Here is a 16,958-nt window from a genome sequence, read left to right as displayed (position 1 = left end):
TAAAATTCATTTATGATATATAAACTTACTTATTGAAGGATTGCGTAGCTATTAATTGCATAAAGGGAGTCATCTCACGTGATGGGGTTTAGGATGAAAGTGATGCAAACAGATTGGGATAAACAGGTGTCTACCCAGCTGTATAACAAGGTTGAGAACGAACGGAAGAAGAGGAACTACCCTAGCCTACAGGTATCTATTCAGATTAAAGATAAATTTTTCCACTGTATCACAGGGCTTTCAAAAAGGAAGCTTAGAAGTAGAGCAACTTTGGACTCTCTCTATTATCTAGGAAGCGTGAGCAAAATTTTTGTCAAAGGAGTCATTCTCAAACTTATACAAGATGGCAAGATGACCCTCGATGATTCAATAAGGTCATATGTTGATCTTCCCCCATTCGCCAACGATGTATTGATAAAGCACCTTTTGCATCATAGCAGCGGCCTATTCGATCCACTAGATACGGATCTTGCATTTCCGGACCTAATACAGGGCAAGAAGTGGACAATGCAGGAAGTCATTCAGAGCGTCCGAACAAGTACACCTTTATTCGAACCGGGTAGTGAACGGAGTTATTCCAATTCTGGCTATGTTCTACTGGGTAAAGCTGCAGAAGTTGTTGGCAAATGTCCTTTCTCCCAATTATTAAATGAGCTTATTCTAGAGCCTCTTCATTTAACACATACTCATTGTCCGTTTGAAAATGATTCGATGCCCGCTCGCCGGCTCTCGGCCGGGTATGACTCCCACTTCTATTGTATTGAAGGCAACGGGAAGATCGTCAGTCTAAGCAAGTATCCCATATCACTGTCTGGGAGCGGATTAATGTCTGGTTCCATTGTCTCCAATTCTTCTGATCTTTGTGTATTTATGCATAACTTGTTCGAGGGAAGTCTATTCGACGACAAGACTAAGAGACTGTCACGACTCTTCTTTGGAACAAAGAACTTAAATGGGGTCGTGTTCCGCGAACAGGTTGGCTATCTGCCCGGATATAAGAGCTTTGTCGGACACTCCTCCGATCATAATCTGAGTATCGCTGCTTTGGCGAATATATCCGATCGTAATTTGTTGGACGATGCCGTGGGGAACATAGTGGAAGAGTTGTTGCATTTAGAGCTAATTCAAGGGCACTCTTGTGCCGTATAACAATCGACCACCAACGTTTCTTCGCAACAAAGAGATAACCCGCCTCCATCTGGAGCACGGGCTATCTCTTTGTTATTTTCTTAGCTCTTGAAGAAACGCCTGCAGCGCCTCCCGCCAAGGCGGCAGATCTCGCAGCCCGTTCTGGCGAATCGCCGCATGATCCATCACCGAATTCGCTGGGCGAGGAGCCGGCCTCGGGAACTGCTCCGTCGTGCAGGGCTCCACCCGAACCGCGACGCCGCTCTCTTCGAAGATCGCACGAGCGAATTCATACCAAGAGCAGCTTCCCGTGTTCGAGGCATGGTAGATGCCATAGTGCTCTGTCTGGATCAGTTCGATCAGGAACTTCGCCAGATCGCGAGTATAGGTTGGCGAACCGATCTGATCCGCGACGACCGTCACCTGATCCCGCTCCGACGCCAGCTTCAGCATCGTCTTCACGAAGTTATTCCCGTACTTGCCGTACACCCAAGAAGTGCGCACGATGAAGTACCGATCCGCGAGCGACTGAACCAGCACTTCGCCGGCACGCTTCGACTTGCCATAGACCGACTGAGGGTTGGTGTTGTCATACTCATTGTATGGAGCAGAACCCGTCCCGTCGAAAACATAATCGGTACTGACATAGCAAAGCTTCGTTCCCGACTCTTGAGCGGCGATCGCCAGATTGCGCGTTCCGACCGCGTTCACCCGATAGGCTTCATCCGGCTCCGACTCGGCTTTGTCCACCGCGGTGTATGCCGCCGCATGGATGATTCCGTCCGGCTTCGTCTCCGCGATTGCAGCCCGGCACTGATCCAAGCTCGTTATATCCAGCTTGTCTCTCCCATAGCCGATAAGCTGGATACGCTCGTCGCCCATGCGGATTAGCTCTTGTCCAAGCTGTCCGTTCGCTCCCGTCACAAGTAACGTAAGCTTTGTCCCGTGCCTGGTCATTGGTCAGACCCCAGCCGATCCCCGTACTGCTTCTCGTAATACTGCTGGTAACTTCCGGAACGAACCCGCTCCATCCATTCTCGATTGTTCAAGTACCAACGAATCGTCTCTACAATACCCGATTCGTAATTGTACTTCGACTGCCATCCAAGCTCCCGGCGGATCTTCGTTGCATCAATCGCATATCGCCGATCATGGCCCAAGCGGTCGGTCACGAACGCGATCAGCGATTCTGGCTTGTTCAATTCCTTCAGAATCGTCTTCACGACCTGCAGGTTGTTCCGCTCGTTGTTGCCGCCGACATTATATACTTCGCCGTTAACTCCCTTGCGGATGACCAAGTCGATAGCGCTGCAGTGATCTTCGACATACAGCCAATCCCGCACATTCAGGCCGTCGCCGTATACCGGCAGAGGTTTGTCTTCCAGCGCGTTCTGGATCATCAGTGGAATGAGCTTCTCAGGGAATTGGAACGGTCCGTAGTTATTGGAGCAGCGCGTTATATTGACCGGCAAACCGAAGGTCTCGTGATAGGCGCGCACGAGCAGATCAGCTCCTGCCTTGCTGGCCGAGTATGGGCTGTTCGGCGCAAGCGGTGTCGTCTCCGAGAACAAGCCGGTCTCGCCGAGCGTCCCATAGACCTCGTCGGTCGACACTTGCACGTATTTGCTGACGCCATATTCCTTCGCGAGATCGAGCAGCGTCTGCGTTCCAAGAATGTTCGTCCGCACGAACACGTCCGGCTCCAGAATGCTGCGATCCACATGCGACTCGGCTGCGAAGTTGACGACGACGTCAATCCCTTGCTCGAACAGTGGGCGCAGTCCCTCTCGATCCGTGATGTCTACTTTCACGAAGTGATAATTGGGGTTGCCTTCAACCGAGCGCAGATTCTCCAGATTACCCGCATAAGTCAGGGAATCCACGTTAACGACTGTATCTTCCGGGTGCTCCCGCAGCACATAATGGACGAAGTTGCTTCCGATAAACCCGGCTCCGCCGGTGACGAGCAGTCTCATGATCTATATTCACCCTTCGAAAAAGAAATTGTAGTCCGCATCAGCCAAGAGCGGGTGTTGTCCGTCCTTCTCCGAGAGAATCGGCTTCGACGTCGGCCAATCGATACCGAGCGCCGGGTCGTTCCACGCGATTCCTCGGTCATGTTCGGGAGAATATAGTTCATCCACCTTGTACATGACTTCCGTATTCGGCACTAAAGTACAGAACCCGTGAGCGAAGCCTCGCGGCACGAGGAGTTGGCGTTTGTTCTCCGAAGAGAGAATAAATCCTTCCCACTGCCCGAACGTCGGCGAGCCGCTGCGAATGTCGACCACAACATCATATATTGCACCGACAATGACCCGAACGAGCTTCGTCTGAGCCTTGGGATTTAATTGGTAGTGCAGCCCTCGAAGAACGCCTGCTTCCGCAGACAAGGAGTGATTGTCCTGTACGAACTCGCACGTTATTCCGTGGGAGGCGAATGTTTGCGCGTTGTAGGATTCCATGAAGAAACCCCGGTTGTCTCCGAAGACAGCCGGTTCAATTAGCTTCACACCCGCCAGTCTGGTGTTGATCACTTTCACTTCGTTCTCTCCTTGCTATCCAATCTTATAGTTTCAGCTTGCCGAATTCTTCTCCGAAGAGAAGATCTTGCGCCAGCTCATTAGCTTTCGCAAGCGAAGCATGTGTACCGGCGTCGGTCCACCAGCCTTGAAGAATGTCATAGCGTAATTCGCCTGCTGCAATATAAGCGTTGTTAACGTCCGTGATCTCCAGCTCTCCGCGCCCGGATGGCGTGAGCGTACGAATAATATCGAATACGCGCGCATCAAACATATATATGCCGGTTACGGCATAGCTGCTCTTAGGCTCCTGCGGTTTTTCCTCGATCGATATAATTCGATCTCCAGCCAATTCCGGCACGCCATATCGCTTCGGATCGTGCACTTCTTGAATGAGAATCTTAGCGCCTCTGCCTTGCTTGCGGAAGCCCTCTACATAAGGCGCGATGCTGTCAGAGAAGACATTATCACCTAGGATGACAACCATGGAGTCGTCTCCTACGAATTGTTCCGCTAAACCCAGAGCCTGAGCAATACCGCCGGCTTCATCTTGAACCTTATAGGTGAAGGATACTCCTATCTCGCGCCCGCTTCCAAGCAGGTTCACGACGTCTCCCATATGCTCTTTGCCCGTTACGATGAGAATGTCCGTGATATCGGATTCCTTCATCTTGGCAATCGCGTGGAAGATCATCGGATACTTGCCGACAGGCAACAAGTGTTTATTCGTAACCTTCGTAAGGGGGTACAGGCGAGAGCCTGTACCTCCTGCTAAAATAATACCTTTCATTTAAGCCACTCCTTCACGACCCTCTCGTAGATCAACTAAAGAAAGCCTCTTCTAGTAAAATGCAAAGCGCGTGGTAAATCGGCAAATGTCTCTCTTGAATATCCGGAGTGCTATCCGAAGGGACTCGGATCACAACATCACATAAAGAAGCCATCTTACCACCGCCCCTCCCTGTAAGGCCGATGGTAACCAGTCCCTTTGCCTTCGCTACTTGAATCGCGCGAATCACATTCTTAGCGTTCCCAGATGTAGATATCCCAAGAAGAACATCGCTTCCCCTACCCAAGCCATAGACTTGCTGAGCGAAAATAAACTCCGGATTCATATCGTTAGCGTATGCCGACCAGAACGAAGTCGCCCCGACAAGAGAAATCGCCGGAAGCGCGCCTTGCAATTGTTCGGCAATCAAATGGCCTTCCCCAGGAAATAGAGCCTCGAGCTTATTACAATCATTATCAGGAAGTTCACGGCGAGACATGAATCCTTTCATAAGCTCGCCTACTATGTGCTCACAATCGGCCGCTGATCCACCGTTGCCGCATAGCAACAGCTTGCCACCACCGTTAAAGCTGTCCCGCAGCTTTTCGAAAGCAAATTGTATATCCGTAAGACACACTTCTAACTCCGGATACTTGCTGACCAGCTTATCAAGCGTAGGATTCATCATTTCCTCCGTGGGTCGTTAATGAGAAGACAACTTCCAACAATATTCTATCTCAAAGGCGATTGAAATTGTCTGTTCATATCAATTTACCGAAATTTTGTTTATGATATATGCTAATTCTCTTTCATCAGCACTGTTCCCATTCTGAGAAGGGATAAAAGAAGAACTGCAAGTCAGATCCAAGTAGATATAGTCATCGTTGCTCATATATTTCTCGTACTTATCCTTCTCGATTTCGATGGTAAAGCCGGTGTCTTCTTTAAATGTATTTGTTTCTATCGAGCTGCCATTAATGCTCACGGTAATGGCCACATCCTTAATCGAACGATCAGATTCTTGATGAGCCGTTAATGGCATATAACCAGAAATCTCGAGTTTACCGCTTCCCGTCTGTTTTAATGCGATGTTAGCTTCCTTGTTAACCCACACACTTTTCTGTGATGGATCGCCTTCGATCGCATAGGACCCCTTCAAGATATCTTGGCTGTCAACAATGGTCTGGCCTGATAAAACGTTAGGGTCAAACTCAGATAAGTCTCGGCCCTGATCTAAAGATATCTCCATTAATCCGACCGCGCCATTAAGCCCTTCCGCGGGAAGCGGTTTGTTTCCGCCGCCATACCACATCCAAAGTGAACTGGCGTTATCATCCATCCAGAAGGTAGTATCACATATTACAGAATCGTCCCAAGTACCGGATTTCCGATCAGCAAACAATCCATTATAATTTTGTTTCTTCCAATGTACACCGTCCAACGAAACCGCTAATCCTATGTCTCTTTTCTCACCCGCATCTCTTCCCGTGTAGACCATATAAAAGTATGGAGCGTTGTAAAACACACTCGGTTCGCCTAAGCCATTCTCATCGAAGGATCCCTTCGTTCCTACGTCGAGAATAGGATTTGCCACACTCTTCTCCCATACGACTCCATCTCTAGAACGTGCAACGCCCAGGCGCTGAACGCTCATCTCATCCATCCCCAAATAGTACATATAATAAAAGTCTTTGTGCTTGATAACATAAGGGTCAGCAACCCCCATAGAATCCCAAGTGTGATCGGGACCTGTCGTTAACACTGGATTAGATTCCTTATCGAATCTCAACCAATCATCCGATGTCGCCAAACCGACTGTAGCTTTGTTATCTGTAGAAGAAGCTCCTTGGTAGTAATAATAAACGTTATTGTCGATCTCTATAGCCGAACCATTCGCAGCTATGTACGAATCATCCCATAGGCCCCTATCACTAAGTTTGAGTACAGGATTGCCCTCGTACTTCGACCAATGTACTCCATCTACCGAGGTGGCTAATCCTGTCTGCCAAACTTCTCCGTTGTAACCGGAATAGTAGTTATAATAGGTGTTCCCCTTCTTAATGACAGACGGGTTTAACAGATCGACACTATCCCATTCTCCTGGCTCACCTCGTTGTAATACAGGGTCCACATGCTTTGTAATTTGAATGGGAACGCCTCCAACCACTTGGTAGGCATTATGGTTCAAATTAGCAGAGATTTCTCCACTCAATTGTAGAGGTGCAGTCGCGACGTCTTGTCCCTGTGCTTGTTCAGTCCCTATATCAAATTCCCTAGCGTTTCTTTCATTACGAACAAACAATATTGAGGAGATCACCAAATAGATCAATAAAAAAGCTATTAGAGGCTTCTTCAACACTTTCAAATTAACACTTCCCATACATAACGATTACCTACCTTGAATATAAACTTTCGTTAAAAGCAGTTAATTCTTCTGGCGTCCCGAGGACATGAACCCTCTCTAGAGGTATATCAACAATAGTCACTCGTTTACCTTCAGCAATTAATTGATTGTATAGGGGGGCAACATACTTTTCACCTTTTTCTTCCCTTGCTGAAGAAGAATAATACTTTTTATATACATTCGAATACGATTGAGCCGACGAAAACCAATATATCCCCACAGAGGCAAAATCCGAAACACGTTTCTTCTCCCTAACCTCTACGGCATTTTGCTCGGCATCTAATTTAACAAAGCTCCAAGATTCACCTGGTGCCTGGAAACATGGGATCCACCCTTCGCCTTGAATTGTCTCAGGAAGCAGATATTCAGGTTCTATATGAGTGTCGATATTGAATATCAGAAGCGGCAAAGAGGGATCCCATACAGATTCTCCAAACAATGCAGTCGTTGCCTGCCCATCGGTCAGTTCTTCAATCTCAATGATGTGTATATTGGATAGCCCTAGAGTGTGACAGGACTCTGTTATAAATGTACTTGACTGATCGCTTGACTTTACAATGAAAATATAGGTTGGAACCAGCTTGCGGAATGACTCCAAACTGATTAATGACCATTCAAAAAGAGTACGCCCCTTAGTCTCGATCTTATACTTTGGCTGCGTGTAACCCGCCTTCTGAAACCTGCTCCCGATTCCACCCATAGTTATAACAATATTAAGCATAAGTTCCTCCCCTTGAGAGTTTGCTTCTTCCCGATTCCACAATATCCTCTAGTTCGTTCAGGGAATACCGCACAAACTCATCGGGACGAATAGCCCGATCGTCTATATAAAACCCGCTTTCTCCGGGCCATGGCTTTCCATACAACACTTCATCATAAGGAACTTCCCATTTGTCCAACCAGTTCAAAATGATTCTAGCCGTATGCACATTGATCAATCCAAGATTGCCCTGATGAGTCTTCATATTCCGTGCTGTAAAAACGACAATACGGAATCCACTCTCTCTCCATTCCCTTAGCTTGTCTACAACTTCAAGATATGGCACCAAATCTTCGTATTTCTCATCTTTGGTCTTAATCGGACAAATCGTTCCATCAAGGTCGACAATAAGAGTCCCCTTATTTCCCATTGTTTTTCAACTCCTCAATAATATGAATGGCATTTAATACAAAGGCAAATACTTTCCGCGGATTGTCGATATGCAAGGGAAGCATGGACAGGAATAAAGAAGCCTCGAAAAGTCTTACAATAAAGATGTCAATGCCATATTGTTCAAGCTTATCCCGAAATACGGCTTGAGAGGTTGTGAGTTCTTTGATTTCAATGTCCAAATGGAACCCGCAGTTCGAATCCAAAGAAACTGTAAACATCTCATTATTGATATAATCATAGTTTCCAAATATAGAGTGAGAAAGTTTAGCCAAGTCATAGTATGGATTTACCCATAGATCCTCTTCCTGAACAGCCCCTTTCGGGTCAATGAATTTCATTAGGTTGGTACTCTTATCATACAAAATGTTCGAGAAACAAAGATCTCCATGCCCTATAACTTCATAGAATTCTTGATTATAGGAAGCGTACTTGTTATATAAGACATTATAATCAGCAAATACTTCATCAATGCTATTATACGACGTGCCGGTTTCTATCAGCATATGAAGTCGACTGTACTCGGGCAACTGCTTTAGAGTATTTATCCGTTCAAGAACTTTTGTATAATAGAGGTCATTTTGTGACTTTATATAACTATCTTTTGAAACCGATCTTCTAGGTCTATGAGTGATAAAGAAAAAGACCTTGTCCAAGAACGTTGCCAAATCATTCGGAGATATAGCTCCATGGATCCATTGGAGTGCCATATCAGGGATATTCAGTCTCTCCATTGTATAACTTGCAACACGTTCATTGTTGGTGAAATTATAAGGAGCGACGAACCACCCTTTCATCTCGGGAGGAAGTAGATGGTAATAGTCGTGCTCTTTTCTCATTTTTGACCTGTCCGATGAAGTTTTGGTTAGAGTAAAAAGGTCTCCTTTGAGCGCATTGAAGTGACGCGCTTCGAACCCCCCCGAAAAGAACTGCAGAAAATTTTGAAGCTTCGAAATATCCACCACAAAATCGTTTGGCTTCAAAACAGATTCTTCCTCGAAGTTTGATGGATAGAATACATTCCCCCGAGTTGATACATGATCAAGAAAGTTCAAATAGCCACTGCCCTCGGGGAAATAATAGATTAAGGGGTCATTTTGATGTATGGTCATTATCGTATCAATATACATCGCTTTTTTGAGTGCTAATAAAAAATGGTCCTCATTAATAATTACAGCATACGACATGAAGTGAACAAAAATTGAATGACGACTAGTTTCTTTAATTGTTTGCCGTAGATTCTCAATGTCCGCAATATCCCGAATCAAGTAGAAGTTATCAACTGGAATATCGGTCATTTCAAAAAGCAATTCTTTGATTTTATTTGACAGCTTAGTTCTCTTGTGCAATATTTCCCCGAAAGTCGAATTACCCACAACGTTAGAAATACTCGACGAAGGATGAAAACGGTCATCAAATATGAAATGTAAATTCTTCTGGTCAGCCATAGGAACCCTCAACTTTCTACCAAATTCCAACTACTTTCTGAACTGATACTGGATATGATAATTATTATTGCTCTGCAGCAAATTTTCTCTTTTATTCACAAAGTGAAAAATAATCTGATTGATTAGAGCGGAAATCCCACCAATCGTTAGCACACCAAATCCCACAATTTTGTACAGCATGCCGCTGTCTCCATGAATCTTACTTGAAGCCCATACCCCATTTAACACGCGCATAAGTTCATCCAAGTTATACTCACTTGTTAATGTACAAGTGACGTAATAGAATACTCCGCCCTCCAATAACCATATTAACAAGGTTAATCCAAACAGAATGGGGAATCTGCCGCGAACTAGTTTTTTGGCGAAGGTATAATATAACTTTAGTGATTCCATAAATTCTAGCAATAAAAGCCCCTTACTAGATTGACTATGTGATAGAGTAAGTTGCTTACTATACCTATAGGAAAAAGGAAAAGAAAAGAATGCGAACAGCGTTACTGCAACGAATAAAAACAGTATAATCAACAATGCATAATGAGTTGTTCCCGTATAAGCAGATAGGACTACAGCAAAGATAAGGAGCAGTAAAGTATCGAAAAATCGTTCTACCCAAACACTTACAAAGCCCATTTTAAAGCTCTTACATAGCTTCGAGAATTCGGATACTCGAAACATTTCTCCAATCTTAAAGGGGATTACCATATTAACCCACGCCGTTATTGTGTATATCTTCAATAACTGAAGAAATGAAAACTTCCGTTCAATGAAAATAATATATAGCCTTGTTATCCTTAAAAGATGTGATGCAATATATAGAAGAACAGCAGCTACCACATAAAAGGGAAAAGAAAGCTTTAGTCGGCTATCATCGAATGCAATCAAGTTTAAGATCGTATACATCAGACCCAAACAAACTGAAAAACAAAATATCACAGAAGTTAACATTCGTAACCGCATTTGAGTTGTCCTCACTTGTTAGAAGTCTTGACTACTATACTGCTATAATTATCAATCAACTTGATTCGATGATCTTCAGACATAAACCGCTTCTTATTAAGTGCATATTTCTTAAGCAACTTAAGTACAACAATAGCCTGATTGAACAATTTCACATTCGACACTTGATCCTCTTCGCGCCAAGAGATCGGAAAAAATATGATGCGATGCTTCTTGTAAACACTAGCCAGTATCATGCAATAATTGAAAGTCAAATTATCCGGAAACCATCGATAGTATTCATCTTTAAGCATCTTAGTACTATAGCAATTTAATCCCGAACCTAAGTCGTAAATTTTTTCCCTGCTTATAAGTGAAAAAAGGGCATTATATACTTTATTACCAAAGGTTCTGAATGCAGAATAACCCTGTAAGCGTGCCCCTTTCTGGAACCGTGCTCCTAATAAGCAGTCAGATTGTCGATGTATCCCTTTATCAAGATATGGAATAATATCATCAATATTTCCTTGATCATCCCCATGCAATACGATGACGTGATCAAATCCATTCTCAACTGCATATTGGAAAGCAACCTTATGGGAGCCACCTAGTCCATAATTCTCATTATTTCGATGAAGTCTTATATTTAGGTCGTTGTTTCTTTCAATATAATCAATTACTGCTCGTTCACCATTATCTGTACTGATATTGTTTACAACTAATATTTCGGTTACCCATTTCCTTACGCCCTTATCGATCTGATTTAACACCCTAGTTATTTGCTGTTCACAGTTATACATTGGAATGAATAACAAGATTTTGTCCATTATTTTGCACCACCATTTATACTTGATCTATGGAAAGACCATTTTTCTATTAGAAGCCTCATGAATATATAATTTGTCGCAAGAGAAAAGGGGGTACAAATAACTTTGCCAGCGAGTTCTAAGTTAATAGATATAATCCCCTCTACTGGGACTAATAGTTGCGCTATTAACCGAATTAACAATGAAAACAGGATAATAGAACATAATTGATATAGTAAATATATAAAGAATTTCATCCCCTTCGATTTTACACATACTTCCAAGAACACCTTGCGTGTCGCTGCGAAGAAAACGAAGGTAACCGATAATGACGCACTAGTAATATTACCCCAGAATGCATTAACGTCAAATCGCTCTATAAGCAAAGAGAACAATAGGAAGTCTAGTAACCACCCGACTCCGGAAATTCCAGCAAAGGAAATGAATTGTCGTAAAAAATGACGAATTCAAGAGCCCTCCTTTAACATCCTGCTTTTTTCACTTTATCATACTATCGCGATAAATCGATGAATATTGACACCATTCGCCTTTGAAACTATGCTGAAAGAGCACATAATAGCAAAAATACAATTGAGGGCCGAGGAAAATAGCATGATAAAGCTAAGTGTTTTCGAAAGAAATAACAATAACTTTGACCTTGTACGACTAATTGCGGCACTATCAGTGATTTGGGCACATTCGTATGCGATTGCCCCAAAAGCAGGTAAGGCAGATTTCTTAGCCCGCCTTACCCAAGTTACTCACTCAGGGGAAGTCGCCGTTTTTATCTTCTTCTTCTTAAGTGGAGCATTAATCTTCAAGAGTGCAAAAGACTCATCATCAACCTTTTCGTTTGCAGTCAAACGGTTTTTTCGGATTTACCCCGCCCTTGTGGCATGCGTACTTTTCATCGTTGTTATCGGATCGCTATTGACCAATTTAGACATTAGTGAATATTTCACAAATGATCAAGTTCATCGTTATATAAAGAATAACTTAAGTCTCATTTGGAACGAACATTTTCTTCCGGGCGTATTTACTGACCATCCCGATCAGGGGTTAAACGGATCTCTATGGTCGATAACATTAGAAGCTAGACTCTATTTAATGGTTGCTGTATTGAGCTTGTTTGGAGTGCTGCGCGAACGAGAAACAGCAAATATTGCTTTATTTCTTCTAATAGCGGCAGTTGGCATTTCTCCTCAATTAGTTCCTCTTATTGGTTCTGATATGGGTTTGCTTGGGCTTAATGTATTTCCACAATATACGATAACATTCTTGTTGGGGGGGCTGGTTTTTTATAACAACAATCACTTTAGAATTAATGGCTCCTTGGTTATCATATTTACTATTCTTCTAATATGTTGTGAAGGCTTCATTCACAACAAATATTATATTATGTTGTTTTTCATTTCACTTGCATACTACATTGGCACTTCATCACTAACAGTAAAGCTTCACCTTCCAATTGATATCTCTTATGGTGTATATCTATACGGATGGCCATCTTCACAGTTGGTATATGAAATGTTACCGCAACTGCAACCTGAAGTTAATGCGCTATTGTCATGTATATTGGCAAGTTTACTTGCAACCGCATCATGGTACTTTGTAGAGAAGCCATCTATTAAATTGGCTCGTCGCATTACACAATGGATGCAAACAAACCATGGGAAGAAGCAGATCACAATGTGAGATTGTCTCGATGATAGTGTGCGACAAAAAATGTTGGAATTCCTTCTCGTGTATGAAATCTAATAATTTCTTTTAATGATAGATCCGTTTGAAGACCGATATCTTTAACAGCTTGTTCATTTGCAGGCTCCAATACGACGTAATAGTCAAACTTGGCCGGTCTATTATTAATATCCTCAATCAACTGCTCTATGCTAGTTTCAGACCAAATTTCCTTCGTTCCTCCAGTTGCCGTTGCTACCCCCATCCAATACCCCCATTGCGGAAATAAAATTACGGCATCTGGTGGGATCTCTTGTGCAAATTCAGCTAATCGATTAATTGAATCGCTATAATAACCTACTCCACCTGTACGTTTAAGATTGGAATAGATATTTGAATTGTTGTTAACATAAGTGGCGGCTAACAGTACAAAGAATACTGCAACAACGCATTTAATGACCAGCTTATTTTTGAGTCGATCCTTTATACACGAATAAATCCCATAACCAGCACCAGTCCCTGATAAATATGTTAGAGGTAATAGCATAACAAAATGCTGATATCCTAAAGATGGCCCAATAATTATACCAAATACAATGTGGCAACCAATTAGTGCCATTGTTAGAACCGTAAGGATGTAGAGTCTATGTTGAATGGCATCTTGTTTATTAAACCATTCCGTAAACCTTAAGGATAAAAATATTAATGCAATCAACACACTAATTATAAAGACTATTTCCCCTACTACTACACCAACATGAAGACGTTGTCCAACCATTGTGGTAGCCATAACGTCTCCACCAGACAAATTCTTTACTAGTTCCCACACATGATGAAAACGAGCCAAAAAGCCGATGTCCCCGTGTTCACCAATTTCATATGCGCTATTTAAAGAACGCAGGGTAGTTAAGTATCCCTGAATTCCTTGCGTTACAAAGATCGAGAAATGCGCATAGATAAATGGGAGATAACCCCCTATAAAGGAAACGATAAACGTACTAAGTGTTTTAATTACAACTTTTTTTTGTTTTATCGAAAATAACAATATCAATAGCACGCCAAAGAACACAAGGGCATAACCAGTATAAATAAAATAGCCCCATGCGCTAAAACCAAGTAGAAGACCAATAAGAACCATAGTTCTTATTGAATATTTATTGTTCGATCTCATTTCAAAAATGAAACGCGTAAATAAAAGCAATGACAGTATGAAAGTAATAAGTGGAAATAATTGAAGGTAGTATTGGGTCCTCCAAGCCAGCACAAACGAAGGGTCTATAGCAATCATCATTGCACTAAAACTTGCTATTGTCTTATTTTCAGTGGCCCAACGAATTATGATGTAACAAAAATATACAATAATCAATCCATATGAAAGGTGCAGTAAACGAATTGAAAAAATATTGTACCCTATAACGCTCCACACTAATTTACCAATATAGGCTGGGGTTGCCCCTCCATATAAGGAGCTTAATAAAGGATATTCATAAGGCGAAAACAACATATTGTCAGGGAATATCCATGCAGGTATAGTCCCTTGGTGCCCAATATAGGCTGCATAATAATCAGGAAGTACGGAATCCATGTATAGGCCAGGCAACGAGATTCTTATTAGGGAGACGAGTAAGAATAATCCCAAAGGTAGAAATGGACTAGCGATAGCGGGATTCATCTTTCTTAAATACACTGTAATTGTCTGCTTCATAAAGGACTCCTAAACTGTTAGAACTGGAGATGCCTCCAGTTCCTTGATTTCTAGTTCCAGCCAATACTTTCACTTAGGCATTATGATGATGCCGTTTCTGTCACTTGAACAGATTTTTCATTCTGAATTTGTATTGTAGGTTGACGCTTTCTTTTTAGTACAGGCTTATCAACGAAAATTATCATTAAGTAAGAAACAGAAATCGTAGCGGCAAAAGATACTGCGAAGAACATAAATGAACGGTCATATCCATAGACCGTGAGGAACCATCCCCCCACAGTCGTGTGAAGCAGATAAATTGGATACGATAAATCACCTAAAAGCTTGTCAGTTTTTGATGATTTATCACAATCCATAGAGACAATAACCCAAGCAGAAAGTAAAATCGAAGCATATAAACCATAGGTCCAAGGCCAAGAATCACGAATGTACCAAACTAGTCCGTGAACAATCCAGACAAAGAAACTTAATTTGGGCGCGGATAAAGCTCGTAAATGACGGATATAATGTGCGACTAGTGCTCCTACCGCAAATGGAAGAAAACAAGGCAAGAATTCTGAATAACGGTCTGTAAAACTTGAAGGAGTTATTCCGTAATGATAATTAACAAACAAGCCCAGCAAAGCTCCAATCCAGGCAGCTGAAACATGTCTAGCCATTAAGGGAATTAAAAAATATACTAGCCATTCAATAGCCAATGCGTTTGCAACTGGAACAGGAAAAGTACTATTGTGGAAAAATGGCATCAAAGTAAAAGAGAAAAGCCATTCATTCTCTGGGGGCATAGCAAATTGCGGATTTAGCAATTGAAGGTTGATCCCTTCACGAGAAAGAATAAAAATAGTTATAATCCCTATCATCAGGGCAACCCAGTAAGCAGGCATTATCCTAAGAAATCGATTTTGTATATATGCCAACAATCCTTTAGGTGCGAATCCATATTTATTATTTAACACGTATGTCATCAAATAACCACTTAAAACAAAGAAACCCCAAACTGCATATGCAGCGGGACCATCCACCATCCCTGACCATAAGTGAGATATCACCACTAGGAATGCCAAGAAAAACCGCCATGTACCAAAACTGATGAGGCGAAATTGCGGCCTTGATAATAAAGACATTATTATGCTCCTTTTTTAATCAATTTGAGATTCTATTGCCTCAAAAGCAACCTAAGATCATGTAATTGATATATAACACAATCAGCAAGCGTAGCACTGCATATCGCATTACTATTCGATTTTAGTAAAACATTCAACTTAACCCCCGCTTGCATTCCTGCCTGAATATCTGATTCCTTGTCTCCTACCAATATCGAAGCATTCAAGTCTATCTCATACTCCTCAGCAGCTCTCAATATCATCCCCGGATTAGGCTTTCGATCAAAACTATCCTTCTTATATTCACCTATTCCAAACTCTGGATGATAAGGACAGTAATACACCTTCGTAATGTGAATGCCTTCATCAACACACCGCCTAAGCATCCACTCATTCAGCTTATTGAAATCTTCCTCCGTATAGTATCCCCTGCCGATTCCAGCCTGATTAGTTATAACAATCAGCAAGTAACCTCGTTCTTGGAAGTGCCGCATGACGTCGAAGATTCCATCTATAAACTCAAAGTCTTCTATCTTATAGACATAATTCTTCTCCACGTTAATGACTCCATCGCGGTCAAGAAATAATGCCTTATTCTTACTCATAGAACCAGTTCCTTCTCTGCGCGGTAATAGTCAGAGGGGATACCGATATCTATAAAGTAACCCTCACTCTTATAGGCAACAAACCGCTTTTTGTTATAACAAGCCTGCAGATAATCCGTTTCAAACGAGAATCGTTCAGGTATCGACACATCAGCCAATTCATTCTTGTTTATGATATAGACTCCGCCATTAATGTAGCCCCGTTGCATATGTTGCTTCTCTTTGAAGCCCTCTATCCGGTTATCTTCTGACAGGAGAAGAGTCCCGTACCGATCGAAATCACACATCTGTTTGGCAGCAATTGTAAGGGAAGCCTTGTTATCCTGATGGAACGACAGCATTCCGTGAAGATCTTTAACCTCAAAATAGGTATCTCCATTTAAGATAAGCACCTGGTCCCCATGAATTTCCGTCAACCCCTTCTTAATGGCACCCCCGGTGCCAAGAGGCTCTTCTTCAATGGAGTAGTGCAAAGCAAGGGATTTATACGAGTCTTTAAAGTAGGCACTAATTGCTTCATGCTTATAACCTGTGCAGAGTACCACACGACTCACATGATTGCGGATTAAATATTCAAATAGATAAGTGAGAAAGGGGACTCCTCGAATAGGAGCCATCGGTTTTGGCACGTCTGCCACCGCTTCTCTCAACCGCGTCCCGAAACCTCCTGCTAGTATAACGGCCTCCATCGCTCTTGTCCCCCTT

General features: G+C 42.6%; 18 protein-coding genes. 2 read left to right on the top strand and 16 right to left on the bottom strand.

The window, feature by feature from the left end:
* The first annotated feature begins 93 nt into the window (after nt 1-93).
* Nucleotides 94-1,149: a serine hydrolase domain-containing protein gene (locus tag H4Q31_RS15985; RefSeq protein WP_185180057.1), complete on the top strand. Its 1,056-nt coding sequence runs from the start codon at nt 94-96 to the stop codon at nt 1,147-1,149.
* A gap of 72 nt (nt 1,150-1,221) precedes the next feature.
* On the opposite strand, the gene rfbD is transcribed toward H4Q31_RS15985, so the two are convergent.
* The 12 genes from rfbD to H4Q31_RS22000 all read right to left on the bottom strand — a co-directional run bounded on the left by rfbD (nt 1,222) and on the right by H4Q31_RS22000 (nt 11,591).
* The gene (gene rfbD / locus H4Q31_RS15980) at nt 1,222-2,085 is read right to left on the bottom strand and encodes a dTDP-4-dehydrorhamnose reductase (protein WP_185180056.1); all 864 of its coding nucleotides are present in this window, start codon (nt 2,083-2,085) and stop codon (nt 1,222-1,224) included.
* On the bottom strand, nt 2,082-3,104 hold the full coding sequence (rfbB, locus tag H4Q31_RS15975) for a dTDP-glucose 4,6-dehydratase (RefSeq protein WP_185180055.1): 1,023 nt from the start codon (nt 3,102-3,104) through the stop codon (nt 2,082-2,084). The genes rfbD and rfbB overlap by 4 nt, the downstream gene beginning before the upstream one ends.
* A 9-nt stretch (nt 3,105-3,113) precedes the next feature.
* Nucleotides 3,114-3,671: a dTDP-4-dehydrorhamnose 3,5-epimerase gene (rfbC, locus tag H4Q31_RS15970; RefSeq protein ID WP_185180054.1), complete on the bottom strand. Its 558-nt coding sequence runs from the start codon at nt 3,669-3,671 to the stop codon at nt 3,114-3,116.
* A 25-nt stretch (nt 3,672-3,696) separates the two neighbouring features.
* Nucleotides 3,697-4,440 carry a sugar phosphate nucleotidyltransferase gene (locus H4Q31_RS15965; RefSeq protein WP_185180053.1) on the bottom strand — a complete coding sequence of 248 codons (744 nt, stop codon included), beginning with the start codon at nt 4,438-4,440 and terminating at the stop codon, nt 3,697-3,699.
* Nucleotides 4,441-4,471: 31 nt separating this feature from the next.
* Nucleotides 4,472-5,104 (bottom strand): D-sedoheptulose-7-phosphate isomerase, encoded by a 633-nt coding sequence (locus H4Q31_RS15960; protein ID WP_185180052.1) that lies wholly within the window; start codon nt 5,102-5,104, stop codon nt 4,472-4,474.
* Nucleotides 5,105-5,185: 81 nt separating this feature from the next.
* Nucleotides 5,186-6,778 carry a glycoside hydrolase family 130 protein gene (locus tag H4Q31_RS15955; protein WP_311771745.1) on the bottom strand — a complete coding sequence of 531 codons (1,593 nt, stop codon included), beginning with the start codon at nt 6,776-6,778 and terminating at the stop codon, nt 5,186-5,188.
* A gap of 34 nt (nt 6,779-6,812) precedes the next feature.
* The gene (locus H4Q31_RS15950) at nt 6,813-7,544 is read right to left on the bottom strand and encodes a glycosyltransferase family 2 protein (RefSeq protein ID WP_185180050.1); all 732 of its coding nucleotides are present in this window, start codon (nt 7,542-7,544) and stop codon (nt 6,813-6,815) included.
* A complete protein-coding gene (locus H4Q31_RS15945; protein WP_185180049.1) occupies nt 7,537-7,953 on the bottom strand; it encodes an HAD family hydrolase in 417 nt (138 codons plus the stop codon). Before H4Q31_RS15945 ends, H4Q31_RS15950 begins: the two co-directional genes overlap by 8 nt.
* Complete coding sequence (locus H4Q31_RS15940; RefSeq protein WP_185180048.1) at nt 7,943-9,421, bottom strand: hypothetical protein; 1,479 nt, start codon at nt 9,419-9,421, stop codon at nt 7,943-7,945. The genes H4Q31_RS15945 and H4Q31_RS15940 overlap by 11 nt, the downstream gene beginning before the upstream one ends.
* Before the next feature lie 30 nt (nt 9,422-9,451).
* A complete protein-coding gene (locus tag H4Q31_RS15935; RefSeq protein ID WP_245347264.1) occupies nt 9,452-10,321 on the bottom strand; it encodes a lysylphosphatidylglycerol synthase domain-containing protein in 870 nt (289 codons plus the stop codon).
* 68 nt (nt 10,322-10,389) lie between these two features.
* Nucleotides 10,390-11,184 (bottom strand): glycosyltransferase family 2 protein, encoded by a 795-nt coding sequence (locus H4Q31_RS15930; protein WP_185180046.1) that lies wholly within the window; start codon nt 11,182-11,184, stop codon nt 10,390-10,392.
* Complete coding sequence (locus H4Q31_RS22000) at nt 11,184-11,591, bottom strand: GtrA family protein (RefSeq protein ID WP_376698259.1); 408 nt, start codon at nt 11,589-11,591, stop codon at nt 11,184-11,186. Before H4Q31_RS22000 ends, H4Q31_RS15930 begins: the two co-directional genes overlap by 1 nt.
* A gap of 184 nt (nt 11,592-11,775) precedes the next feature.
* Between H4Q31_RS22000 and H4Q31_RS15920 the strand changes: the two genes are divergently transcribed.
* Nucleotides 11,776-12,858 carry an acyltransferase family protein gene (locus H4Q31_RS15920; RefSeq protein WP_185180045.1) on the top strand — a complete coding sequence of 361 codons (1,083 nt, stop codon included), beginning with the start codon at nt 11,776-11,778 and terminating at the stop codon, nt 12,856-12,858.
* Here H4Q31_RS15920 and H4Q31_RS15915 read toward each other — a convergent pair.
* From H4Q31_RS15915 to H4Q31_RS15900, 4 genes are all read right to left on the bottom strand, one after another.
* Nucleotides 12,848-14,545 (bottom strand): hypothetical protein, encoded by a 1,698-nt coding sequence (locus H4Q31_RS15915; RefSeq protein WP_185180044.1) that lies wholly within the window; start codon nt 14,543-14,545, stop codon nt 12,848-12,850. The genes H4Q31_RS15920 and H4Q31_RS15915 overlap by 11 nt on opposite strands.
* An 80-nt stretch (nt 14,546-14,625) precedes the next feature.
* Entirely contained in the window at nt 14,626-15,669 is a 1,044-nt protein-coding gene (locus tag H4Q31_RS15910) for an acyltransferase family protein (RefSeq protein WP_185180043.1), read from the bottom strand.
* Between the two features lie 32 nt (nt 15,670-15,701).
* Entirely contained in the window at nt 15,702-16,253 is a 552-nt protein-coding gene (locus H4Q31_RS15905; RefSeq protein WP_185180042.1) for a D-glycero-alpha-D-manno-heptose-1,7-bisphosphate 7-phosphatase, read from the bottom strand.
* The gene (locus H4Q31_RS15900) at nt 16,250-16,942 is read right to left on the bottom strand and encodes a nucleotidyltransferase family protein (RefSeq protein WP_185180041.1); all 693 of its coding nucleotides are present in this window, start codon (nt 16,940-16,942) and stop codon (nt 16,250-16,252) included. Before H4Q31_RS15900 ends, H4Q31_RS15905 begins: the two co-directional genes overlap by 4 nt.
* Nucleotides 16,943-16,958 lie beyond the last annotated feature (16 nt).

The organism is Cohnella lubricantis, from assembly GCF_014212015.1.
GTDB lineage: Bacteria > Bacillota > Bacilli > Paenibacillales > Paenibacillaceae > Cohnella > Cohnella lubricantis.
Note: the sequence above shows the minus strand (reverse complement) of the source record. Positions and strands in the feature narration are given on the sequence as shown.

Bases quoted from the DNA above. Each gene is read 5' to 3' on its own strand.
- H4Q31_RS15985 (WP_185180057.1), top strand. From the start codon at position 94: ATGAAAGTGATGCAAACAGATTGGGATAAACAGGTGTCTACCCAGCTG.
- rfbD (WP_185180056.1), bottom strand. From the start codon at position 2,085: ATGACCAGGCACGGGACAAAGCTTACGTTACTTGTGACGGGAGCGAAC.
- rfbB (WP_185180055.1), bottom strand. From the start codon at position 3,104: ATGAGACTGCTCGTCACCGGCGGAGCCGGGTTTATCGGAAGCAACTTC.
- H4Q31_RS15965 (WP_185180053.1), bottom strand. From the start codon at position 4,440: ATGAAAGGTATTATTTTAGCAGGAGGTACAGGCTCTCGCCTGTACCCC.
- H4Q31_RS15960 (WP_185180052.1), bottom strand. From the start codon at position 5,104: ATGAATCCTACGCTTGATAAGCTGGTCAGCAAGTATCCGGAGTTAGAA.
- H4Q31_RS15950 (WP_185180050.1), bottom strand. From the start codon at position 7,544: ATGCTTAATATTGTTATAACTATGGGTGGAATCGGGAGCAGGTTTCAG.
- H4Q31_RS15945 (WP_185180049.1), bottom strand. From the start codon at position 7,953: ATGGGAAATAAGGGGACTCTTATTGTCGACCTTGATGGAACGATTTGT.
- H4Q31_RS15940 (WP_185180048.1), bottom strand. From the start codon at position 9,421: ATGGCTGACCAGAAGAATTTACATTTCATATTTGATGACCGTTTTCAT.
- H4Q31_RS15935 (WP_245347264.1), bottom strand. From the start codon at position 10,321: ATGTATACGATCTTAAACTTGATTGCATTCGATGATAGCCGACTAAAG.
- H4Q31_RS15930 (WP_185180046.1), bottom strand. From the start codon at position 11,184: ATGGACAAAATCTTGTTATTCATTCCAATGTATAACTGTGAACAGCAA.
- H4Q31_RS15920 (WP_185180045.1), top strand. From the start codon at position 11,776: ATGATAAAGCTAAGTGTTTTCGAAAGAAATAACAATAACTTTGACCTT.
- H4Q31_RS15915 (WP_185180044.1), bottom strand. From the start codon at position 14,545: ATGAAGCAGACAATTACAGTGTATTTAAGAAAGATGAATCCCGCTATC.
- H4Q31_RS15910 (WP_185180043.1), bottom strand. From the start codon at position 15,669: ATGTCTTTATTATCAAGGCCGCAATTTCGCCTCATCAGTTTTGGTACA.
- H4Q31_RS15905 (WP_185180042.1), bottom strand. From the start codon at position 16,253: ATGAGTAAGAATAAGGCATTATTTCTTGACCGCGATGGAGTCATTAAC.
- H4Q31_RS15900 (WP_185180041.1), bottom strand. From the start codon at position 16,942: ATGGAGGCCGTTATACTAGCAGGAGGTTTCGGGACGCGGTTGAGAGAA.